23 protein-coding genes and 2 pseudogenes are annotated in these 22,603 nt (G+C 63.6%); 19 read left to right on the forward strand and 6 right to left on the reverse strand.

Features of this window, described 5'->3' with window-relative positions; genetic code table 11:
• Nucleotides 1-199 precede the first annotated feature (199 nt).
• The 13 genes and pseudogenes from LGN19_RS23290 to LGN19_RS23350 all read left to right on the forward strand — a co-directional run.
• Entirely contained in the window at nt 200-766 is a 567-nt protein-coding gene (locus LGN19_RS23290; RefSeq protein WP_226217341.1) for a PAAR domain-containing protein, read from the forward strand.
• On the forward strand, nt 753-1,427 hold the full coding sequence (locus tag LGN19_RS23295; RefSeq protein ID WP_226217343.1) for a M35 family metallo-endopeptidase: 675 nt from the start codon (nt 753-755) through the stop codon (nt 1,425-1,427). Before LGN19_RS23290 ends, LGN19_RS23295 begins: the two co-directional genes overlap by 14 nt.
• Nucleotides 1,427-1,918: a hypothetical protein gene (locus LGN19_RS23300; RefSeq protein ID WP_226217344.1), complete on the forward strand. Its 492-nt coding sequence runs from the start codon at nt 1,427-1,429 to the stop codon at nt 1,916-1,918. The genes LGN19_RS23295 and LGN19_RS23300 overlap by 1 nt, the downstream gene beginning before the upstream one ends.
• Before the next feature lie 71 nt (nt 1,919-1,989).
• Nucleotides 1,990-2,448: a hypothetical protein gene (locus LGN19_RS23305; RefSeq protein ID WP_226217346.1), complete on the forward strand. Its 459-nt coding sequence runs from the start codon at nt 1,990-1,992 to the stop codon at nt 2,446-2,448.
• A gap of 397 nt (nt 2,449-2,845) precedes the next feature.
• Entirely contained in the window at nt 2,846-3,973 is a 1,128-nt protein-coding gene (locus LGN19_RS23310) for a phosphoribosyltransferase domain-containing protein (RefSeq protein WP_226217348.1), read from the forward strand.
• Nucleotides 3,963-4,721, forward strand: coding sequence for a trehalose phosphatase (locus LGN19_RS23315; protein ID WP_226217350.1), 759 nt, complete (start codon nt 3,963-3,965; stop codon nt 4,719-4,721). Before LGN19_RS23310 ends, LGN19_RS23315 begins: the two co-directional genes overlap by 11 nt.
• Entirely contained in the window at nt 4,714-4,980 is a 267-nt protein-coding gene (locus tag LGN19_RS23320) for a cysteine protease StiP domain-containing protein (RefSeq protein WP_226217352.1), read from the forward strand. The genes LGN19_RS23315 and LGN19_RS23320 overlap by 8 nt, the downstream gene beginning before the upstream one ends.
• A 245-nt stretch (nt 4,981-5,225) precedes the next feature.
• Nucleotides 5,226-5,819: a TerD family protein gene (locus LGN19_RS23325; RefSeq protein WP_226217354.1), complete on the forward strand. Its 594-nt coding sequence runs from the start codon at nt 5,226-5,228 to the stop codon at nt 5,817-5,819.
• Nucleotides 5,816-7,024: a TerD family protein gene (locus LGN19_RS23330; protein ID WP_226217356.1), complete on the forward strand. Its 1,209-nt coding sequence runs from the start codon at nt 5,816-5,818 to the stop codon at nt 7,022-7,024. Before LGN19_RS23325 ends, LGN19_RS23330 begins: the two co-directional genes overlap by 4 nt.
• Nucleotides 7,025-7,072: 48 nt before the next feature.
• The gene (locus LGN19_RS23335; protein WP_122948118.1) at nt 7,073-7,522 is read left to right on the forward strand and encodes a tellurite resistance TerB family protein; all 450 of its coding nucleotides are present in this window, start codon (nt 7,073-7,075) and stop codon (nt 7,520-7,522) included.
• Between the two features lie 11 nt (nt 7,523-7,533).
• Nucleotides 7,534-8,565, forward strand: coding sequence for a TerC/Alx family metal homeostasis membrane protein (locus LGN19_RS23340; protein WP_174958106.1), 1,032 nt, complete (start codon nt 7,534-7,536; stop codon nt 8,563-8,565).
• 28 nt (nt 8,566-8,593) lie between these two features.
• Complete coding sequence (locus tag LGN19_RS23345; RefSeq protein WP_122948120.1) at nt 8,594-9,169, forward strand: TerD family protein; 576 nt, start codon at nt 8,594-8,596, stop codon at nt 9,167-9,169.
• Nucleotides 9,170-9,234: 65 nt separating this feature from the next.
• Nucleotides 9,235-9,447, forward strand: a pseudogene (locus tag LGN19_RS23350) (TerD family protein); the annotation flags it as partial.
• Between the two features lie 112 nt (nt 9,448-9,559).
• Here the strand turns inward: LGN19_RS23350 and LGN19_RS23355 are convergent.
• Complete coding sequence (locus tag LGN19_RS23355) at nt 9,560-11,104, reverse strand: PAS domain-containing methyl-accepting chemotaxis protein (RefSeq protein WP_226217358.1); 1,545 nt, start codon at nt 11,102-11,104, stop codon at nt 9,560-9,562.
• A gap of 413 nt (nt 11,105-11,517) precedes the next feature.
• The gene (locus tag LGN19_RS23360) at nt 11,518-13,062 is read right to left on the reverse strand and encodes a PAS domain-containing methyl-accepting chemotaxis protein (protein WP_226217360.1); all 1,545 of its coding nucleotides are present in this window, start codon (nt 13,060-13,062) and stop codon (nt 11,518-11,520) included.
• Nucleotides 13,063-13,386: 324 nt separating this feature from the next.
• Here LGN19_RS23360 and LGN19_RS23365 point away from each other — a divergent pair, with 324 nt between their 5' ends.
• From LGN19_RS23365 to LGN19_RS23375, 3 genes are all read left to right on the forward strand, one after another.
• On the forward strand, nt 13,387-14,244 hold the full coding sequence (locus LGN19_RS23365) for a class I SAM-dependent methyltransferase (protein WP_226217362.1): 858 nt from the start codon (nt 13,387-13,389) through the stop codon (nt 14,242-14,244).
• Nucleotides 14,241-14,801, forward strand: coding sequence for a GNAT family N-acetyltransferase (locus LGN19_RS23370; protein ID WP_226217364.1), 561 nt, complete (start codon nt 14,241-14,243; stop codon nt 14,799-14,801). Before LGN19_RS23365 ends, LGN19_RS23370 begins: the two co-directional genes overlap by 4 nt.
• Before the next feature lie 123 nt (nt 14,802-14,924).
• Nucleotides 14,925-15,425 (forward strand): DUF523 domain-containing protein, encoded by a 501-nt coding sequence (locus tag LGN19_RS23375; RefSeq protein ID WP_413227241.1) that lies wholly within the window; start codon nt 14,925-14,927, stop codon nt 15,423-15,425.
• A 108-nt stretch (nt 15,426-15,533) separates the two neighbouring features.
• Here the strand turns inward: LGN19_RS23375 and pcaF are convergent, their stop codons facing one another.
• On the reverse strand, nt 15,534-16,736 hold the full coding sequence (gene pcaF, locus LGN19_RS23380) for a 3-oxoadipyl-CoA thiolase (protein ID WP_226217368.1): 1,203 nt from the start codon (nt 16,734-16,736) through the stop codon (nt 15,534-15,536).
• Between the two features lie 227 nt (nt 16,737-16,963).
• Here pcaF and LGN19_RS23385 point away from each other — a divergent pair, with 227 nt between their 5' ends.
• Nucleotides 16,964-17,752: an IclR family transcriptional regulator gene (locus LGN19_RS23385; RefSeq protein ID WP_122948127.1), complete on the forward strand. Its 789-nt coding sequence runs from the start codon at nt 16,964-16,966 to the stop codon at nt 17,750-17,752.
• A gap of 179 nt (nt 17,753-17,931) precedes the next feature.
• On the opposite strand, the pseudogene LGN19_RS23390 reads toward LGN19_RS23385, so the two are convergent.
• Nucleotides 17,932-19,018 (reverse strand): annotated as a pseudogene (locus LGN19_RS23390) (PDDEXK nuclease domain-containing protein).
• A 251-nt stretch (nt 19,019-19,269) separates the two neighbouring features.
• Between LGN19_RS23390 and LGN19_RS23395 the strand changes: the two are divergent.
• The gene (locus tag LGN19_RS23395) at nt 19,270-19,419 is read left to right on the forward strand and encodes a hypothetical protein (protein ID WP_226217371.1); all 150 of its coding nucleotides are present in this window, start codon (nt 19,270-19,272) and stop codon (nt 19,417-19,419) included.
• Nucleotides 19,420-19,595: 176 nt separating this feature from the next.
• Here the strand turns inward: LGN19_RS23395 and LGN19_RS23400 are convergent, their stop codons facing one another.
• Complete coding sequence (locus LGN19_RS23400; RefSeq protein WP_226217373.1) at nt 19,596-20,711, reverse strand: succinylglutamate desuccinylase/aspartoacylase family protein; 1,116 nt, start codon at nt 20,709-20,711, stop codon at nt 19,596-19,598.
• Between the two features lie 60 nt (nt 20,712-20,771).
• On the reverse strand, nt 20,772-21,545 hold the full coding sequence (locus LGN19_RS23405; RefSeq protein ID WP_226217375.1) for a transporter substrate-binding domain-containing protein: 774 nt from the start codon (nt 21,543-21,545) through the stop codon (nt 20,772-20,774).
• Nucleotides 21,546-21,681: 136 nt separating this feature from the next.
• Between LGN19_RS23405 and LGN19_RS23410 the strand changes: the two genes are divergently transcribed.
• A complete protein-coding gene (locus tag LGN19_RS23410; RefSeq protein ID WP_226217377.1) occupies nt 21,682-22,602 on the forward strand; it encodes a LysR family transcriptional regulator in 921 nt (306 codons plus the stop codon).
• Nucleotide 22,603: the final 1 nt, after the last annotated feature.

Genomic DNA, 22,603 nt, shown 5'->3' on the forward strand with positions numbered 1-22,603 from the left:
AAATCGTACTCGTTCTATAGACAGAGAAAATCTCACCCGCCATTGTCTATAGCTTGTCCGTACACAACGCATCCGGGTCGATGGAAGAAGAACATGCAGCCGGCTATCTCCGTTGAAGATGCCGCGATCGATCAATACGCGATGCATGACTCGAAGTCAGCCGATCAGGTCTCTACCAACTTCAATTGAGGATAGACCCATGAGCCGACGAGCAGTGAGGATCGGCGATCCGACGACGACAGGCGGAATCGTCATCAGTGGTTCGTCAGATATGCTTAGCGAAAACAAAACCATCGCCGTAAACGGCGACAAGGCGACATGTGGAAATTGCGAGGGGATGTTTCCGATAGCTGGCAGCGCGGTGGGCGTGATATCCAACGGGCGATGTATGGCTTTGGAGGGCGACGCGGTGCTCTGCCCGTGCGGACAAAACCTTCTCATGTCCGGCGGCGATTGCACTTTCTTTTACGAGGACGACGATGACTGCGGTGACGGTGGCTACTACGCGGCAAGCTCGACCACCGCGCTTTCTTCGTTCGCGCCCACGCGATACGGGTCTGCATCAGGCATCCACGACGAACAGTATGTGTTACGCGAGGCGGATAGCGGACGACCGCTCGCGAATGTCCGATATCGGATTCGCCTATCGTCCGGAAAGATATTCAGCGGCGTGACAGACGCAACAGGCCACACACAACGCGTCACATCCGCGTCTGCGGAATCGATCAAGTTCGAGATCGCTAGGAACAGACATGTCGAATCCTGACGACGACTACGTGCTGGTACACGACACGGCCATGACGAACACAAGGCCCGGTTCCAAGGTGTATGTCGATATCAACACGAAGCCGATTTGCCCGAACATGAGCAATGAAGCGTTCAGAAAGATCGTGATGCGCGCTCGCGATGAAGCCGTCCGTCTGATCAATTCCCGCATTGCAGCGCTAGCAAGGTGGGACACAAGCGAACAAGCGCGCGTCACCACCTATTTTGGACGTGCTAATGCGCAGATTCGCAACACGTTATCGGCCGGTCTTCCACGATTGCGCTCCGCGATGCTAGAGCTGGTGCCAGAAAAAATTGTTCGATGGGACAGTGCAACCAGCAGGAATCTATCCTGCAAAGTCGTACCTGACAGCGGTCAAAACCGTGCCGCCGTCTGCAAGCCCGACTCCGATAAACGAGTCATTGCTATCTACTCGTCATTTTGCAGCGACCCGTTTGGTGAGTTGTATCATGAGGCGCAGATAAAGGTGCTAATTCACGAGTGCACCCACTTCACCGACACATTCGATTCAGATGACGCCATGTATGGAAATAGCGAATCCGGAATGAAATTTTTCGCAGCGAACAACCCGGACCTTGCCATTAATAATGCGGACAGCATTACCGGATATATAGCAACTTTTGACAAGACGATCGAATAATGAACAGAAACCCCCTCGGATCCAGCGTTGCAGCCTGTGCACTCGCGTTGTCGTCAATGCTATTGAACTCAGCAGCGGCGTGCACGATAGGCGAGGAAGCGCGTTTGCAACTTCCACTCAACACAACAACACTTTCCAATGCAGACAGAGTGACGATAGCCGATAGCGTTATCGAGGCAAAGAAATGGCCGGATGTTGAAATTCAAGCAATAATAATTGCGGGCGCCTTCACCCACGAGAGGAACATCGAAGAATTGAAGGATATGCGCGGAGAAAACGCAAAGGAATACTTGCAACAACTTGGCATCAGCACCGATCATATCCTAATCGACAAAAAGACATTTACCGATGAAATGATTACACGACGACCGGACGGCACAATAAAAACCAATCAGATGATCCTGGAATTTACGCCGATATGCAAAGGCAGCTGCGCATGGATGTGTGACGACCCTCGCGTGACGCCACACAGCAAACTCATCAATCGCTGACCACGGAACGCCCGCGTATGCGGTGTTCTCACTCCCAAGTGCCAACAGTGTCGCCGGGTACGATATCGACGGTGACTCAGTTCCTGACTGCCGTCACGCTCGCGTTGAGTTGCGCACATACCGCGTTCGGATGCGATGGCCCATCGAACATGCCCGGTCGGGGTCTTGATGTTCGATTCGACAACAATTCAAGCGACCTATCTACCGACGAACTGGCGAAGCTTTCCGTATGGTCGAACGACATACGCAATCGCTTCCCCATTGTCGACGTGGTGTCGATCGTTGGACTAGCTGAGCCGACGGAGAGAAAGCCGACAGCTCTTGCTCATCGACGTGCTGCGAACGTTAAGGCAGCACTAGATCAATTTTCGATCCGAGGCGAACGAAATTCCATGATCGCCCGAATCTACAAGTTACCGTTTCCCGCGAGCGAGTTTGACGATACAGGCCGAGGTGTCGAAATCACATTCGGCCCTGGATGCCCCAACCACTGTTGCCCGAACCTCAATCCCATACCGAAGGCGCAATGACTTCGCGGGACACCCCACACCGGCCCGCGCAACGCGGGCCGCCGTCCTCCTGCCTCACCCTTCCGCTCCCCTCACCTCACCGCTTTCAGCGGGCCGCGATCACCGCATCGGCTTCGCTCCAAAGGCCGACCGTCGTCACCAAGCCACGCTTGGCCCGCAAGGCCATCCTCTCGAACAAAGCCGAAAACGATGACCACTGGGCTACCCGTACAAGCGGACTCCCACATTTCTTTCATATTTGATACGATTACATTTCATTTTGAAAGGTTTCGGGTTCAATCAGCGACTCCGGGACAAGGTTGCTGGTACTTGGCGCGAACACAGTTTTTAACGACTGCGCACCAGGCTCAGGCGGTCGTCGTGGATCTCCGAGCCACGCTAAACGAGGATGCTGTTCATGGAAAGCCACGTAGGACCAACGTGCCTGCGCGCCCAACTCAAGCGGGGTCTGCTCGAGATCAAAGTCGACGCCGCCGCCCTGCCCCCGTCGAATCTGTTCGGTTTCGCCGAGCGCCGGAATCCCAAGCGGGCATTCCTCTTCGTATCCAAAGTCCTGGGCCGTCATATACCTGTGCGCCCGTCGACCATGGCGGCCAGCTTCGAGCGCCTGGCTGCCAAAATTCCGGCGGACCTGCCCGGGCCGGTACTCGTGATCGGCATGGCCGAAACCGCAGTTGGCCTCGGCGCCGGCGTGCACCGCGCCTACCGTGCGGCCCGTCCTGACAGTGTGTACCTCACCAGCACCCGTCATCCGCTGGGTACCGGCGTCTTCGCTCGATTCGAGGAAGAGCACAGCCATGCCAGCGCCCATCTGATCCACCTGCCGGTCGATCTCGAGGTTCGCGATCTGATGCTGCAGGCTCGATCCCTGGTCCTGGTGGACGATGAAGCCTCTACTGGCAAGACCTTCGTGAACCTGCACCGCGCACTGGTCGAAGCAGGCCTGAGCAAGGTCCAGCGAGTGGTCACTTGCGTCCTGACGGACTGGTCTGCCGGTGCGGTTCGTCAAGCCATCGGGGAACCGGCCACCGCCGTATCGCTGCTGACTGGCTCCTATCAGTTCCACGAGGATCAGTCCGCGCCTCCGCCGGACATGCCGGACGTCGGTGCCGTTTCCATCGGTGAATGGCCTCTCTCGCCCCGCAATGACTGGGGACGTCTGGGCGTTCGGCATGTGGACGACACGCTCGCGCCGGACGTTCAGGTCCAGCCCGGCGAGAAAGTCATCGTGGTAGGGACCGGCGAGTTCGTCTGGCGTCCTTTCCTGCTGGCGGAACGCCTGGAGCGATCTGGCGCGGATGTCCGCTTCAGCTCGACCACCCGGTCCCCCATCGCCCTGGGCCACGCGATCGAGCATGCGCTGTCGTTCTCCGACAACTACGGCCTCGGTATCCCGAATTTCCTCTACAACGTGAAGCCCGGCCAGTTCGACCGGGTCCTGATCTGCACGGAAACCCCGTCGCAGGCACTCCCTGCAGAACTGGTCGAGGCACTGAAGGCAGAGGTGATTTGCGATGAGTGGTAATCGCCCGCTGGCATTCGTCGACCTCGACGACACCCTGCTCCAGACCGTCCGCAAGATGGCGGAAGGCGCCCCGCGAACGCCGGCCACGCTGGATGTGCACGGTCAGCCCAACGGGTTCATGTGCCCGGTCCAGCACGCGTTCATCAACTGGCTGCTGGCCACCGCCGACGTCGTTCCGGTCACCGCGCGCAGCGTGGAGGCCTACAGCCGCGTCATGCTTCCCTTCGTCAACGGTGCAATCTGCTCGCATGGGGGCGTAATACTCCGTCCCGACGGATTACCCGATCCGACCTGGCACGGACGGATGGCCGAGTCCCTCCGGAGCGTTCAGGACCGACTGCCGGCACTGAGCGAGGCTGCGTTGCGGATCGGCAGGGAACTCGGCTACTCGCTTCGCAGCTGGGTGGTGGAAGAGGAAGGCCTGCGCCATTACGTGGTGGTCAAGCACAACGAGCCCGATGACTCGGTGCTCGCCGAGGTGCTGGTCGAAGTTCGGTCCCGGCGCATGTTGGAAGACATGCACGTTCACGCCAACGGCAACAACCTCGCCTTCCTGCCAATGGGGCTGGCCAAGCGCCTGGCCGTTCAGGAGTGGTTGCGCCGCGACCGCGAGTTCCACGGCGAGCGGCCAGTCCTGGGCTTCGGCGACAGCATCACCGATCTGGGGTACATGGACCTCTGCCACATGTGGGCGACACCGGCGCGCAGCCAGCTGGCGAAACTGGTGGCGGGGCTGATCAATGGGTAATCTCCTCGCCAGCCTGAGCACCGTCGGCAGCGGCAGCTACGCCCCCGAAGATGTGCACTTCCTTCTGCGACACGTCCGGATGAGCGTCACCAGCGTTGAGGAGAAGGAGCGTCTGATTCAGACGAATCAGAAACACTATTCGGAAATGATCGGCCTCGAGCATGCGCCCAACATCCTCGAACGCGCCAAGTGGCACGGGGTGAGGCCCGCCGTCCCGAGCAGCGACGAACACGGCGTCCGACTGGCGGAGGCCAGTTGATGCGCGTGGAAATGCGTGAGCCCGGTCCCAAAGGAGCGCGGCCTACTGTCCACCGACTCGACGCCGAGCGGCCGCGGCGGCACACGTCCGAACCATGCGCTACCGGCTGCCTCGCAAGACGAGCCATGGCGACTTTTCCCCGTGCGACGGCGATCCCGCTCGCGGTTTGGCAAAGCCGGGGGCTGCGGAACGGGATTCCGTCCGGTCCCTCACACGAACACCGAAGATCAACAAGGAGCGTAAAAATGGCACTTACCCTGAGCAAGAATCAGAGCATCTCGCTGGAGAAAACTGCCGGCCGCGGCTTAACCTCGATTAGTCTGGGCCTGGGTTGGGATCCGGTAAAGTCCGGCGGCTTCTTCTCCAGGATGCTGGGTAGCGGCAGCAACGCGATCGACCTCGATGCTTCCTGCATCGTGTTGGACGGCGACATGAAATCCGTCGATCTGGTCTGGTTCCGTCAACTGGCATCCAAGGACGGTTCCATTGAACACTCGGGCGATAACCTGACGGGTGAAGGTGATGGCGACGACGAAACCATCCACGTCGACCTGCAGCGCCTGCCGGGCACGATCCAGCACCTTGTGTTCACCGTGAACAGCTTCCGTGGTCAGACCTTCGACCAAATCGAAAACGCCTACTGCCGCATCCTCGACGAGTCGCAAAACCACGAGCTGGCGCGCTTCAACCTGGCGGAAAAAGGTCGCCACACCGGTGTTGTCATGGCTAGCCTCAGCCGCGGCAGCGGCGGCTGGGAATTCAAGGCGATCGGCCAGTCCACCAACGGCCGCACCGCCGACGATCTCGTCAACCTGGCAATTCAGGCGGTGCAAGCATGACGATGCTGGTACCTGGCGGAAATGCGCCGGTTGCCACCGGCCAATTGCGTGTGGACATCAGCTGCGCTCCGATTCCAGGCGCCGAAATCGACATCTCTGCGTTTGCGCTCACCTCTGCCGGGAAAGTCCGAGGTGATGGCGACATGTGCTTCTACGGCCAAACGAGTGTCCTGGGTGGCGCGGTTCAGTTGACCACCACGACGGCCGGCCGGGCAGAGTTCACCGTGGATCTCGGTCGGCTCGACCCTGCCGTCGAGAAAGTCGCGCTCACCGCGACCATCCATGAGAACAAGGCGACCTTCGACCGTGTTTCGATGCTGACAGTGGCCGTTACGGGCGGGATCGAAGCTCGAATCCCGACTGCCGGGATGAACGAGACCGCACTGATCCTTGGGGAGTTCTACCGCCGCCACGATGCATGGAAGTTCCGCTGTGTCGCACAAGGTTTTGCCGGTGGCCTGGCGCCGCTGGCAACGTACTTCGGAGTCGACATTGCCGTGCCTTCGGGTAGCCCGGCGCAGAGCCTGCGCGCGCCGACACCGGCGCCCGTACCGGCACCGCCTCTCGCTCCGGTACCGCCTGACGTGCCGAAGTCCACGATTCGCCTCAGCAAAGTCACGCTCGACAAATCTCGCCCCAGCATCAACCTCGAGAAGACCGCAGCCGGCTTCGGCGAAATCAAGGTGAACCTGAACTGGAACCAGAACACGAGTGGCCTGCTCGGTGGCCTCCTGGGCAAACGCAATGCTATCGACCTGGACCTGGGTTGCCTGTTTGAAATGCAGAACGGATTCAAAGGGGCCGTGCAGGCGCTCGGCAAGCGTTTCGGCACGCTGCGCGAAGAACCTTACATCCAGCTCATGGGCGATGACCGTACTGGCTCGGTTGCCGATGGCGAGTGGCTTCGCATCAACGGGCAACACTGGAGCGAGATCGAACGCATCCTGGTTTTCGCGTTCATCTACGACGGCGCTCCGAACTGGAAGGCAACTGACGGTGTTGTGACCGTTTTCGTGCCCGGTCAGCCCGAAATCGAAGTGCGCCTGAATGAGGAGGGAGGCCGCCACGGCATGTGCGCGATTGCCCTTCTTGAAAACGTGAATGGGGCCGTAAAGGTCTCTCGTCGAGTCGACTTCCACCCCGGACACGAGGAAATGGATCGTGCCTACGGCTGGGGTATGCGCTGGAAAGCAGGCTCGAAATAACCACTGATCCAGCGGGGCCGTCTGGCCCCGTTCACCGAGGGGAAACACATGCTCGAATGGCTGAAAACCAACGCGGCCAAAGCCCGCGAAACCTTGACCACTGAAGTCGCCAAATTCAAGAACCGAACCTTCATGGAGGCAACCGCCAATGCTTGCGCACTGATTTCCGCCGCGGATGGCGAGATCAAATCCGAAGAGAAGCTAAAGATGGTCGGCTTCATCAACAACTCCCCGGAGTTGAAGGTCTTCAACCTGAACGATGTGATCACGGTATTCAACGACGCCTGCGGCAAGTTCGAATTCGATTTCCAGATCGGCCAGGCCGAGGCTCTGAAGGTCATCGGCAAGATCAAGGGTAAGGACGGGGAAGCACGCCTGCTGGTGCGTGTGGCCTGTGCCATCGGCGCATCCGACGGTCATTTCGATGACCAGGAAAAAGCAGCTTGCCGCCTGATTTGCCTCGAGCTCGGCCTGAACCCGGCTGACTTCGAACTGTAGGAAACCGAAACGTGGACACGACACACATTGGCTTTCCACCGCTGACCATGGCGGTATTCGTCGGCCTGGCGCTGGCCGCCCTGCTGCTGGACATGGTTACCCACCGCGACGACAAGCCGATCACCCTGGCCCGAGCGTCCATCTGGTCGGTATTCTGGGTGGCCATCTCCCTCGCATTCGCCGGCTTCCTGTACGTGCAGCACGGCGCGGAAGTGGCCAGCCTGTTCGTCACCGGTTATGCACTGGAGAAGGTCCTCTCCGTCGACAACCTGTTCGTCTTCATGGCGATCTTCGCCTGGTTCAAGGTTCCGGACGGCTTGCGTCACCGCATCCTGCACTGGGGCATCATCGGGGCCATCGTATTCCGCGGTGTCTTTGTCGTCATCGGTACCGGCTTGCTGGCTTTCGGACCCTGGATCGAAATCGTCTTCGCGCTGATCGTGGCGTGGACCGCCGTCATGATGCTCAAGGGCGGTGACGACGATGACGAGGCGACAGATTACTCGCAGCATCTTGCTTGCCGCTTCGCGAAAAAGCTCTTCCCGGTATGGCCCAGGCTGCACGGTCACAATTTCTTCGTGAGCCGCAAGACGCTCGAGGCAGAAGTGCGGACGGCCGAGCGGGATATGAGCCTGGCGGCCAAAGGCAGCCTCTTCGCTACTCCGCTGTTCCTCTGCCTGGTGGTGATCGAAGTGTCCGACGTCCTGTTCGCGTTCGACTCGGTCCCGGCAGTCATCGCGGTCAGCCGTGAACCTCTGATCGTCTACTCGGCGATGCTGTTCGCAATCCTTGGCCTTCGTACGCTGTATTTCGTCCTGGAAGCGCTGAAGCGCTACGTGGTGCACCTGGAGAAGGCCGTGGTCGTATTGCTGTTCTTCATCGCAGCGAAGTTGGGTTTGAACGCGACCGACCATCTGTTCCACCACGGCATCAGCATCGATCCGAACACCAGCCTGCTCATCGTAATGACGGTCCTGGCAATCGGAATCCTGGCCAGCGTGATCTTCCCGAAAAAGGAAGAGGCGCAAGCCGAAAATCAGTAACCCGTAACAACCACAAGGAGCTGTTTTCATGGCACTGACTCTTCAAAAAGGCGGCAACCTCTCCCTGTCCAAAACCGACCCGAGCCTGACCAGGATCCTGGTTGGCCTCGGCTGGGACCCGCGAGCGACCGATGGCACCGAGTTCGACCTCGACGCCAGCGCCTTCCTGCTGGGGGCCAACGGCAAAGTTCGCGGTGAAGCCGACTTCATCTTCTACAACCAATTGCGCAGCCAGGACGGTTCTGTCGAGCATACCGGCGACAACCGTACCGGCGCCGGCGACGGCGATGACGAAGTCGTCAAGGTCGACCTGAGCCGCGTTCCGGCCGAGATCGACAAGATCGCCTTCACCGTGACCATCCACGACGCTGAAGCGCGCAAGCAGAACTTCGGCCAGGTCAGCCATTCGTTCATCCGTGTTGTGAACGAGCTCTCCGGCGCGGAAGTGGCCCGCTACGACCTGGCAGAAGACGCCTCCACCGAAACCGCGATGATCTTCGCGGAGTTGTATCGCAGCAACGGCGAGTGGAAATTCCGCGCCGTGGGCCAAGGCTACGCCGGCGGCCTGCGTGCCCTGGCCAACAGCTACGGCATGAACTTCTGAACGGTCGCCTCACCTGACCAAGCAATCACACCGTGGCTGTCAGGCTGCCCTAAGGCCGTAACGTCTCCCTGTCGAAAGGGGCCCCGGGCCTGCGCGAAGCCGTCGTCGGCCCGGGCTGGAGCCCGCGAGTCGACGACGGCAGCGAGTTCGACCTCGATGCCTCGACCTGCGGCGAACGGTATCGTCAGAACGACGAGTTCAAGTTCAAGGCAATCGGACAAGGTTTCGCCGGCGGCCTGAAGCCTCCGGCGGAAGCCCACGGTGTGAGCATCGGTTAATCCGAAAGGCAGGAAAATCCCCAGCTTGGCCGATCACGCCGTTCAGTTCGCAACTGAACGGCCCACACATGCGGCGGTCGGAATGCGCGAAGGCCAACGGGGCACGCTGCGATCACCGAAACACGTTCACCGCCTCCACCAGCCGCGTCGCCTGCTGCTTCAAACTCTCCGACGCCGCCGTGCTCTGCTCGACCAGTGCCGCGTTCTGCTGCGTGATGTTGTCCAGATGCACGACCGCCTGGTCGACCTGCGCGACCCCCGTGCTCTGCTCCGCCGTCGACGAGCTGATCTCCGCGATCAGGTCCGACACGCGCTTCACCTGCGTGACGATGTCCTCCATCGTCTTGCCCGCGCCATCCACGATCCGCGCGCCCGATTCGACCCGGTCGACGCTCGCGCCGATCAGCGTCTTGATCTCCTTGGCCGCGTTCGCGCTACGCTGCGCGAGCGCCCGCACCTCGCCCGCCACCACCGCGAATCCGCGCCCCTGATCGCCGGCCCGCGCGGCCTCCACCGCCGCGTTCAGCGCAAGGATGTTGGTCTGGAACGCGATGCCGTCGATCACGCCGATGATGTCGGAGATTTTCCGCGAGCTGGCCGTGATGTCGTTCATCGTCGTGACGACCTCGCTCACCGCCTGCCCGCCGCGCTCAGCCGCGTCGCTCGCCGACACCGATAATTGATTCGCCTGCAGCGCGGTTTCCGCGTTGCTCGACACGGTCGCCGTCATCTCGGCCATCGACGCGGCGGTCTGCTGCACGCTCGTCGACGCCTGCTCGGTGCGCGCACTCAGATCGTTGTTGCCCTGCGCGATCTCGTTGCTCGCGCGCTGCACGTTGTGCACCTGCTCGCTGACATCGTCGACGAGCCAGCGGAACATCAGCCCGAGCTGGTTGATCGTGCGCAGCGTCATGCCGATCTCGTCGACGCGGTTCATCGCCTCGCCGCTGCGGCTCTCGCCGGTCGCGACGCGCAACGCCTGGTCGCGCAACTGCATCAGCGGCCGCGCGATCTGCGCATCGAGCCACAGGCCCGCCACCGCCGCGGCACCGGCCGTCACCCCGGCAAACGCCGCGAGCGCGCCGCCGTTCAGGCCGCACGCCCAGCCGCCGGCCACCACCACCGGCGCGAGCACGCACAGCGACGCATGGAGCCGCGCACGCACCGACATCGTCTGGAACAGCGACATGAAGCCGGTCACGCCCTTGCGGACGATCAAGCCCTTGTGGAAATGCCGGTTGCCGGCATTGCCTTCGCGGAACGCCTTGTAGAGCGCCTCGGCGGCGGCGATCTCGTCGCGCGACGCCTTCGTGCGCACCGACATGTAGCCGGTCGGCTGCCCGTTGCGCATCACCGGCACCGTATTCGAGCGCACCCAGTAGTGATCGCCGTTCTTGCGGCGGTTCTTCACGAGCGCGGTCCATGGCTCGCCGCCCTTGAGCGTCGCCCACATGTCGGCGAACGCCTCCTTCGGCATGTCCGGGTGCCGCACCACGTTGTGCGGCTGGCCTTCGATCTCTTCGGGGGAAAATCCGCTGACCTGGATGAATGCCGCGTTCGCGTAGGCAATGTAGCTGTTCGCGTCGGTGGTCGACATCAGCGTCGCGTCGTCCGGAAAATCGAATTCGCGTTGCGTGACGGGCTGGTTGTTGCGCATGGTGTGGAGCTCCGGGTAGCGGATCTTGCGCCCGCTTGTCGATTGATTCTCGACCCCGCGCATTGCGGTCGATCCGCACGCGCATTGGTCTGGCTCCTGCGCTTTCGGCAAATTCGGCGAAAACATTATGCCGTATTCGGGTAAATATGCATTAAAAATGCATCATCTTGTTTTTACCAAACAATTCGTTTATGGGTGAAACTAAACACCAGGCCAGGCAACGGTTTGAAGGCCATTCGCCAGATTATTCCGACGTGATTTTCCCGCTCGATTCAACGCATCGACACAAAATCCGAAATACGAATATTTCTCGTTTGGCGCAATGCGCTTGAATCGAAAAACCTGAATGCGCATTGCGCGCGTCAAACAGGACGCCACGCTCAGGCGCGCACCTCGTGTGCGCGCCCCGGCGATCACCGGAACACGTTCACCGCATCCACGAGACGCGTCGCCTGCTGCTTCAAACTCTCCGACGCCGCCGTGCTCTGCTCGACCAGTGCCGCGTTCTGCTGCGTGATGTTGTCCAGGTGCACGACCGCCTGATCGACCTGCGACACGCCGGTGCTCTGCTCGGCCGTCGACGAACTGATCTCCGCGATCAGGTCCGACACGCGCTTCACCTGCGCGACGATGTCCTCCATCGTCTTGCCCGCCTCGTCCACGCGCCGCGCGCCCGACTCGACACGGTCGACGCTCGCGCCGATCAGCGTCTTGATCTCCTTGGCCGCGTTCGCGCTGCGTTGTGCGAGCGCCCGCACCTCGCCGGCGACCACCGCGAAGCCGCGCCCCTGTTCGCCCGCACGTGCCGCCTCCACCGCCGCGTTCAGTGCGAGGATGTTGGTCTGGAACGCGATGCCGTCGATCACGCCGATGATGTCGGCGATCTTGCGTGAGCTGGCAGTGATGTCGCTCATCGTCGTGACGACCTCGCCCACCGCCTGCCCGCCACGCCCGGCCGCCTCGCTGGCCGACATCGCGAGCTGGTTCGCCTGCAGCGCCGTCTCCGCGTTGCTGTCGACGGTCGCCGTCATCTCGGCCATCGACGCGGCCGTCTCCTGCACGCTCGACGCAGCCTGCTCGGTGCGCGCGCTCAGGTCGTTGTTGCCCTGCGCGATCTCGTTGCTCGCGCGCTGCACGTTGTGCACCTGCTCGCTGACATCGTCGACGAGCCAGCGGAACATCAGCCCGAGCTGGTTGATCGTGCGCAGCGTCATGCCGATCTCGTCGACTCGGTTCATCCGCACGCCGCGCCGGCTTTCGCCGGTCGCGACGTTCAGCGCCTGGTCGTGCAGCCGCTTCAGCGGACGCACGATCTGCGCATCGAGCCACAGGCCGGCCGCCGCCGCCAAGCCGACCGTCGCCCCGGCAAATGCCGCGAGCCCGCCACCGGCCAGCCCGCATGCCCAGCCCGCGCCGACGACCGCCGGCACGAGCACGCACAGCGCCGAATGCACGCGGGCGCGCACCGACATCGTCTGCGACAGCGACGCGATGCGCAGCAGCCCCGTGCGGATCACCAGCCCCTTGTGGAACCGGCGCTGGCCGGCCTTGCCTTCGCGAAACGCCTTGTAAAGCGCGTCGGCGGCGGCGGTCTCGTCGTGCGGCGCCTTCGTGCGCACCGACATGTAGCCCTGCGGCGCGCCGTTGCGCATGACCGGAATCGCGTTCGCACGCACCCAGTAGTGGTCGCCGTTCTTGCGGCGATTCTTCACGAGCGCGGTCCACGGCTCGCCGCGCCTGAGCGTCGCCCACATGTCGGCAAACGCTTCGCGCGGCATGTCCGGGTGGCGCACCGCGTTGTGCGGCTGACCGACGAGTTCCTCGTTCGTGAAGCCGCTCACCTGCGCGAACGTCGTGTTGGCGTAGGTGATGATGCTGTCTGCATCGGTCGTCGACATCAGCGTAACGTCGTCGGGAAAATCGAATTCCTGTTGGGTAACGGGCTGGTTATTGCGCATGCAAGGCTCCGAAAGGCGGATCTGTCGTCCGCGCCGCGCTGAAATCACGCTCAGTAGCCGAAAAACGGTTTATCGCTTTACGACGGTCTTCATCTTTCTGTCGGCACATTCGGGAAAAACCTTACCCTTTTCTCGCATAAAATATTCAATTCAGCCGCCGCCATGATTTCGATCAAATCATTCGGCAATAATCGCCGCGCGCGTTCATCTACCTGTCACGCCAAGCAGCCGAAACATGCCGAGCGGCATTGCAATGCCGTCTGCCGTTGCACTCGGCGAAACAATTTCATCCATCCCGCTCCATTCACCCGGCATTCGAATTCAATGAAAAAGGCATGGCACGAACTGAATCGGCTGTCCTGGAATACGGCGACAGTCGCGCATAACAGCCATAAAGGCGATCAGGCCGCGTTTTTCCGCGAAGGCGGCTCGACGCTTTTTCCCGAAGAGCGCGAACTGCTCGGCGACGTCACCGGGCTGCGGCTCCTGCACCTGCAGTGCAACGCGGGGCAGGACACGCTGAGCCTCGCGCGCGCCGGCGCGGATGCGACGGGCATCGACATTGCCGACGAAGCGATCGCCTTCGCACGGCAACTGTCGGCCGACGCGGGCCTGCCCGCGCGTTTCGAGCGCGCCGACGTGCTCGACTGGATGCCCGAGGCCGCCGCGCGCGGCGAGCGCTTCGATCGCGTGTTCACGTCGTACGGCGCGATCTGCTGGTTGTCCGACCTGAACGCATGGGCGCGCGGGATCGCCGCGCTGCTCGCGCCGGGCGGCCGTTTCGCGATGGTCGAGTTCCATCCGTTCGCGCTGTACTTCGACGAACACTGGGCGCCGCGCTACGACTATTTCAAGACCGACGCGACCGAGGAGCTGGCGGGCGTCGGCGATTACGTCGCCGCATCCGGCACGGGGCTCGGCGCGCAGCACGACCATCCGGGCATCGTCGGTTTCGCGAACCCGCATCCGAGCTACGAGTTCATGTGGGGCATCGGCGAAGTCGTGAACGCGCTCGTATCGGCCGGGCTCGCGATCGACCGCCTGACCGAATATCCGTATGCGAACGGCTGGAAGGGCTTCGAAGGCATGCGTGAGCTGGACGGCCGCCGGATGGTGCCGCCCGATCACATGCCGCGCCTGCCGCTGATGTATGCGATCGCCGCGCACCGGGTGGCCGCATGACGCGCCGCACCGCCGTCGAACGCGACGCGCTTTGCCCACGCCCGCTCGCACGTGACGAGGTGCCGCTCGTGTGGACCATCGACCGGCGCGAGATCATCGAGCACCTGTATGTGCTGCGCGACGGCGCGCTGCATCTCGTGCCCGAGTTCTACGACGTGCGTGGCTGGCCGGATGGCGAAGCCGATCACTACACGCCGATCCTGCTCGACTGTCACGATCGCGGCGGCTGGTGCGTCGGCATGTTCGACGGCGCACGGCTCGTCGCGGCAGTCGTCGTCGACAGCCAGCCGCTCGGCCCGCACCGCGACATGCTGCAGCTGAAATTCCTGCACGTGAGCCGCGACTGGCGCGGCTGCGGGCTCGGCGAGCAGCTCTACCGCGCGGCCCGTGAGCAGGCGCGCGCCATGGGCGCCGCGCGCCTGTATGTATCCGCAACGCCGTCGCAGCGCACGATCGACTTCTACCTGCGGCTCGGCTTCACGGTCAGCGCGTCGCCCGACCCGGCGCTGTACGCGCTTGAGCCCGAGGACATTCATCTGGAAAGCCCGGCGGCCTGACGCACCGGCACGCGGGTGAAGCGTAGAATTTCCCGCTTTGCCACAGCCGCCGTCAGCCATCAACCATCGGCCATCGCGGCATCACGGAGAGCGAAATTGCAGAACGAAGCGCAGCCGCCAGCCATGCCGAAGATCCTCGTCAGCATGTGCGTGGTCGGTCATCCGGTCCGTTACAACGGCTCGGCCAAGACCGCCGCGCACGAGGCGCTCGAAAGGTGGCAGCGCGAAGGGCGCCTCGTGCCCGTCTGCCCCGAGCTGGCCGGCGGCTTCAGCGTGCCGCGCCCGCCCGCCGAAATCGCCGGCGGCGAATCCGGGCAGCGGGTGCTGTCGGGCGATGCGCGCATCGTCGACGTGAACGGCACGGACGTGACGGTGCCGTTCGTGTCCGGCGCGCAAACCGCACTGGCCCTCGCGCGCACGCACGATTGCCGTTTCGCGATCCTCGCCGACGGCAGTCCGTCGTGCGGCAGCACGTTCATTTATGACGGGAGCTTCGAGAACCGGCGGCACGCGGGCGCCGGTGTCACGGCGGCGCTGCTGCGCGAGCACGGCATCGAAGTGTTCGCGGACACCGAGATCGACGCGCTCGAGGCACGCCTCGAGCAGTTGTCGCAGGGCGGTTAACGACGATGCGCGGCACGAGAATCCTCGTGCCGCGCATCGTTTCGAACACCGCGAAGCGGTGAAGCAGCAAAGCGGCGCGTGATCTGCCGCCTTGCCGCAAGACTCAGGTCAGACGCGTTCGATCGCGATCGCGATGCCCTGGCCGACGCCGATGCACATCGTGCACAGCGCAAAGCGGCCATTCGTGCGATGCAGCTGGTACATCGCGGTCGTCACGAGACGCGCACCCGATGCGCCGAGCGGATGGCCCAGTGCGATCGCGCCGCCGTTCGGGTTCACGCGCGGATCGTCGTCGGCCACGCCGAGCATGCGCAGCACCGCGAGACCTTGCGATGCGAACGCCTCGTTCAGCTCGATCACGTCGAACTGGTCGATCGTCATCCCGAGCCGGGCGAGCAGCTTCTGCGTGGCCGGCGCGGGGCCGATGCCCATCACGCGCGGTGCGACGCCGGCCGTTGCGATGCCCAGCACGCGTGCGCGCGGCGTCAGGCCGAAGCGCTTCGCGGTTGCTTCGTTCGCGAGCAGCAGCGCGGCGGCGCCATCGTTGACGCCCGACGCGTTGCCGGCCGTCACCGAGCCGTCCGGGCGCACGACGCCCTTGAGCTTGGCCAGCGTTTCGAGCGACGTCTCGCGCGGATGCTCGTCGCGTGACACGACCACCGGATCGCCTTTCTTCTGCGGAATCGTGACCGAGACGATTTCCTCGGCGAGCGTGCCGTCCTGCTGCGCACGCGCGGCTTTCTGCTGGCTGCGCAGCGCGAACAGATCCTGGTCGGCGCGGCTGATGTTGTAGTCGACCGCGACGTTCTCTGCCGTCTCGGGCATCGAATCGACGCCGTGCAGCTGTTTCATCAGCGGATTGACGAAGCGCCAGCCGATCGTCGTGTCGTAGATGTCGGCCTGGCGCGCGAACGCGCTCGCGGCCTTGCCCATCACGAACGGCGCGCGCGTCATGCTCTCGACGCCGCCCGCGATCATCAGCGCGGCCTCGCCGGACTTGATCGCACGGGCAGCCACGCCCACCGCATCCATCCCGGAACCGCACAGGCGGTTGATCGTCGAACCCGGCACGCCCTGCGGCAACCCTGCGAGCAGCGCCGACATGCGCGCGACGTTGCGGTTGTCCTCGCCGGCCTGGTTCGCGCAGCCGTAGATCACATCGTCGATCGCCGTCCAGTCGACGTCGCGGTTGCGCTCGACGAGCGCCTTGAGCGGCACCGCACCCAGATCGTCGGCGCGCACGCCGGACAGTGCACCGCCGTAACGCCCGATCGGCGTACGGATCGCATCACACAGAAAAGCTTCGGTCATCAGTGTCTCCGGTCCCAGGACAGGCTGGGGAATGAACAGGGCGCCCCCCTTGCATTGCCCGCCGGGATGCGCTTAAATGTTCTATATACGAACATAAGATCGTGTATCGAACGTTCAACGCATCATAGGGAGTGCGGGGACGACCTGTCAAGCGCCCGGTCCGCCGGGCGGTTGGCGTGTCAGGCCCCATGCGCTATCTTCTCGGCTGCACGATATTCCTGGCGCTCATGACAACCGAAGACACTCAGACGAAACCCGGCGACTCCTATGTCCAGTCGTTCGCGCGCGGCCTCGCGGTAATCCGCGCGTTCGACGCGGCCCGTCCGGAGCAGACGCTCACCGAGGTCGCCTCGGCCACCGGGCTCACGCGCGCGGGCGCGCGCCGGATCCTGCTTACGCTGCAGACGCTCGGCTACGTCGAGGCCGACGGCCGGCTGTTCCGGCTCACGCCGAAGATCCTCGAGCTCGGCTTTGCATACCTCACGTCGATGCCGTTCTGGAATCTCGCCGATCCGGTGATGGAGCAGTTGTCCGAGCAGATCCACGAAAGCTGCTCGGCGGCCGTGCTCGACCGCACCGAGATCGTCTACGTGCTGCGCGTGCCGACCCGCAAGATCATGACGATCAACCTGTCGATCGGCAGCCGGCTGCCCGCGTACTGCACGTCGATGGGCCGCGTGCTGCTATCCGCGCTCGACGACGCCGCGCTCGACGAAACGCTCGCGCAAAGCGGCATCCGCGCGCACACGCCGCGCACGATCACCGACCTCGGCGAACTGAAGGCGGCGATCGCGCAGGTGCGCCAGCAGGGCTGGGCCGTGGTCGACCAGGAACTCGAAGTGGGCCTGATGTCGTTGTCCGCGCCGATCCGCAACCGGCGCGGGCAGATCATCGCGGCGATGAACATCAGCGGCAACGCGCAGCGGCATACCGCGAAGCAGATGGTGAAGGAGTTTCTCGGGCCGCTGCAGCAGGCCGCGCAGACGGTGTCGGAGTTGGTGGCACGGCGGGGGTGAGTGCAAGCTCTCGCGCCTGGCGACGATGAATCCGTTGCCGCCCCGCCGGTTCTTCGACAGGGGCGGCGCAGCACCGCTGCCCGGCAGCGTCGTCAGCATCGCGCCGGCAAAGATGCCGTTTCGATGCAGATCGATGCCCTCCGCCAATCCAACGCGGCCAGCCATATCGGAGCGTGCCGCTATCGTCGCAGCGGCCTGACACTAGACTCCAGCATGCGTCGCGTGTTCTCCAATTCTTGTTGCAACAACTCGGCATCCGGCAGCATGGTTCGATAGTTCGCCGCCATGACCTTGGTGGGCAAACCCTCCAGCGCATACCGCGCGAGTGCGTGCCCCTTGTCGGCGCAGAGGATCAGACCCACCGGCGGGTTCTCGTCGGGAAGCGTCCAGTGCGCCTTGGCGTAGTTGCACCACGTCGGCATGGGTCAGGCTGCCGAGCTTCAAGTCGACGATGACAAGACAGCGCAACCGGCGATGGAAGAACAGCAAGTCCACCCGATACCAGGTCTGGTCGATTCGCAACCGGCGCTGACGCGCGACAAAGGTAAATCCCTCGCCGAGCTCGATCAGAAGATCTTCCAGCCGCTCGATCAGCGCACCTTCAAGGTCGGATTCCGAATACTCGTCCTTGAGGTCCAGAAACTCCAGCACATAAGGGTCTTTGATCGCGTCGTCGGGTGTGACGGCGTCCGCCGGCTTGCGTACCGCGCCCTTGAGCAGCATCGCGGCCTTGTCCCTGGACAGCGCCGTGCGTTCGTAGAACTGGCTGCCGATCTGCCTGTCGAGCTGGCGCACGCTCCATCCACCACGCAGGGCTTCGGACTCGTAGAACCGGCGGGCCTGGTCGTCCTTGACCGACAGCAGCCGCACATAGGCCGACCACGGCAGCGCGAAGCACTGCGCCAGTTCGTCGAGCCTCCTCGGGTGTACCGGTGCCGGAGATGATTTGCCAGACACTGTCTGGCAAATTGGCCAGGTCAAGAAGAACGACCGCATCTGCTGCAAGTTCTGGCGACTGAACCCGCGACCGAACCGTCCAGTGAGATCGTTCGCCAGCCGCTCGATCAACTGCTCGCCGTATCCCGCACGCCGCCTCCCCTGCTGCTCGGCCTCCACGATGCGGTGACCAATTTCCCAATAACTCGCCGTCATCAGCGCATTGACTTTGCGTGCCGCCGCATGGCGCGCGGCCTCGAGCAATTCGACAATGCCACTATGGACGCCGGCATAGCCGGCCGGCACGACAGCTCTTTTCGCGGTTGTCATAGAAGACGTCCTGTTGCCCATGCGATCACCTCTGCGGAACACAGAGTGACCGCGCAACACAATTTAGTGATGGGGCAAGACTCGGTCTATCTGACACGAACGAAATTGCGCTACGCCTGTAGGACACCATACCGCTCACACGCCGAGCACCATGCTCGTTCGCGCCAGCACCGTGCCCGTCCCGCGGTCGAGCGGTGCACGCTCGCCGCGCCTCACACCACCTCGCCCGCGTGCTGTCGCGACTACAGGACGTGCACGCCGTACCATTGCCGTTCGACACCGCGCCGGCCGACATCGCGCAGTTCTGGCATGAACGTTACCAGCGAGACGAAGGACATCAGTGGCTGCGCACGCTCGTCTACGACCTGTTTCACGACCTTCGCCTCAGTGCGTTGCCGTAGAAACGCCGGCAAAAAAAGGGCAGCCCAAGGCTGCCCGTATCAACTCCACTCGGTTCCAACGTTCTTCTCACGGAACACGGAGCGAACTCCGCGCCGCACAATTTAGTGATGTGCGGAAACACGGTCAATTTGACACGAACGAAATTGCGCTGCGAGCCTGTAGGACAGCGCACCGCTCATGCGCCGAGCAACATCCCCTTGCGCACCGGCACCGTGCCCGTCACGCGGCCGAGCGGCGCACCGGCCGTGACGAAACGAATGGCGCGGCGCATGTAGAACACACCGTCGGTCGCGCTCGCGATCGTCGTGATCGCATCCGTCAGCGGATCGACGATGTCGAACAGCGGATCGCCGGCGCGGATCGTCGCGCCGATCGCCGCACGGTGCACGAGTATTCCGCTCACCGGCGCATAGAACTGCTCGCTGCCCGCGAGCGGCGTGGCCGGTGCGGCGAGCGGCGGTAGCGGCTTGTGTTCGCCGTGTACCGCACCGCGCCACACGAGATAGTCGACGAGCGCATCGGCATCGCGTTCCGCATATTCGTACGTCACGTCGCGCTGGCCGCGGCACTCGACCGTCACCGCCACAGTGCCCGCCGCCATCGGCATACCTGCCGGCAAGTGCTGCCGCAATTGCGACCACAGCAGGTGATGCGCATCGTCGAACGCGTGCCCGCCCGAATCCTCGGCGAGCAGCGACACCTCCGAGCCGAGATAACGCGCGAGCGGCTCGACTTCCGGCCATGCGGTGTCACTCGTGTACACGTGCATCACCGCTTCGAGCGAACAATGCAGGTCGATCACCACATCGGCATCGTGCGACAGCTTCAGCAGCGCCAGCTGCAGCGCATCGAATTCCGTGCGCGGCGCGATCTCGTCGAGCGCCGCGCCCACACATTCGCGCACGATCGCGCGATTGCGTTCGCCGTCGTCGCCGAGCCGGTCGCGCGCACGCGCGGCGATCTCCGCGAGCGGCAGGAAGCCGCGATTGAAGTTGCGGCCGCTCGCCAGGTCGAAACGGCCGATGAATTGCCCGAGCAGATGATGATTGAGACCGACCGGGTTCGCGACCGGCACGAGCACGATCTCGGCCGCGAGCCGGCCATCGGCATCGAGCTGCGCGAGACGCTGCTTCAGCACGAACGCCGCGAGCATCGCGGGCGTCTCGTCCGCGTGCAGCGCGGCCTGCAGGTAGATCTTGCGGCCGGTGTCGGCCGGCCCGAAATGAAAGCTCGTCAGCGTGCGCTGCGTGCCGATCGACGGCGACAGGAGCGGCGTGGTGCGAATCTGCATCGATGGTCTCGAACAAAATGAAAACGAAGAAGCGGGCGAAACGGCGAGGTGGCGCGGCGCTCAGTCGCCGTACAGGTTGAAGTCGAAATACTGCTTCGCGATCCGGTCGTACGTGCCGTCTTTCAGCATCGACGCGATCGCGCCGTCGATCGACGCCTTGAGCGCCGTATCGGACTGCCGCATGCCGATGCCGACGCCGCGATCGCCCATGTCGAGCGGCGCGCCGACGAACGCGAAGCCCTTGCCCTTCGGCGTGCGCAGGAAACCGTAGTCGGCTTCCACGGTGCCGAGCAGCGCCGCGTCGAGGCGGCCGTTGACGAGATCGGCGAACACGTCGTCCTGGCTCTTGTACGGCACCACGCCGACGCCGGCCGGCGCCCAGTGCGCGAGCGCCCACGATTCGAACTGCGTGCCCGACTGCACGCCGACGCGCTTGCCGGCCAGCGAAGCGGTCGTGCTGCCGACGCCGCTCCCGGGCCGCGCGACGAGCCGCGACTTGAAGCGGAACAGCTTCGACGAGAACAGGATCTGCTTCTCGCGCTTCTCGGTGATCGCCATCGACGACAGGATCGCGTCGATCTTGCGTGCCTGCAGTGCGGGAATCATCCCGGAGAATTCGAGCTCGACCCACTGGCAGCGCAACTGCGCGCGGCGGCAGATCTCGTTGCCGAGATCGACGTCGAAGCCCTTCAGGCTGCCGTCGGGCGCCTTCGCATCCATCGGCGGATAGGTCGGATCGATGCCGAGGCGCACAGAGCGCGCATCGAGCGCATGTGCGGCGCCGGCCGCAAACGCAAGGCACAAGGAAACGAGCGGAAGGAGAGTACGTTTCATGGTCGACGAAGGGCGGGACGATGGGCAAACGGCACGAGCCGGACTGCCTGCGATCGTAGTGCGCGCGCGCCGCCGCCGGAATCGCCCGCTGCCTTATCATGATCACTTTTCCCGATCACCGGCCTCGCGCTTGCCCATGGCGTTCACGCTCTCCCAGCTCCGCATCTTCCAGGCCGTCGTCGAGCACGGCAGCCTGCGCGCCGCGGCGCGCGCGCTCGATCTCGCGCAAAGCGGCGTCACGCAGCAACTGCAGAGCCTCGAGGCGACGCTCGGCGCGACGCTGTTCACGCGTACCAATCGCGGGATCGTGCCGACGGCCGTCGGCCAGCGGCTGCTCGCGCGCTCCGGGTCGATCCTCGGCGAATGCGAGCAGGTCGAGCGGGAAATCCGGCAACTGAGCGGCGCGTACGAAGGCACCGTCACGCTCGGCCTCGTGGCCGAACCGCTGATCGACGCGTTCGCGCCGGTGCTGAGCGCGTTCCGCGCGCGCTTCGACAAGGTCGACGTGCATCTGCGCACCGGCACGTCGCGGATGATGATCGGCTGGCTGCGGGAAAACGCGGTCGATTTCGCGATCGCACTCGTCTCGAAGCAGACCGACACGATCGATCTCGCGGTCACGCCGCTGCGTGCTTCCGCGCCGGTAGTCGTATGCCGCAACGGGCATCCGGCGATGCACGCGCAATCGCTCGCCGAACTGGCCGACTACGGGTGGGTGTCGACGCGCTCGCCGAACCTGAGCGCGGACCCCGTCGTCAACCGGCTGCTCGCGTACTTCGACGTGCACGGCCTGCCGCCGCCGAAGATTCTCGCCACCGTCGAAGGAATGTTCGAAACACTGCAACTCGTCACGCAGACCGATTGCCTGTCGCTCGAAACCGAAGCCGTGACGCGCCACGGGCCGTTTGCGGGTGCGCTCGCGAAGGTGCCCGTGCGCGAACAGGCCGAATCGCAGGAGATCTGCCTGCTGCAACGCGCGGCCGTGCCGCTGACGCCGGCCGCGCAGGAACTCGCGACGATGCTCGCGTCGTACCTGAGGGTGGTGCGCGGGCGATAAG

The organism is Burkholderia sp. AU30198, assembly GCF_020419825.1.
GTDB lineage: Bacteria > Pseudomonadota > Gammaproteobacteria > Burkholderiales > Burkholderiaceae > Burkholderia.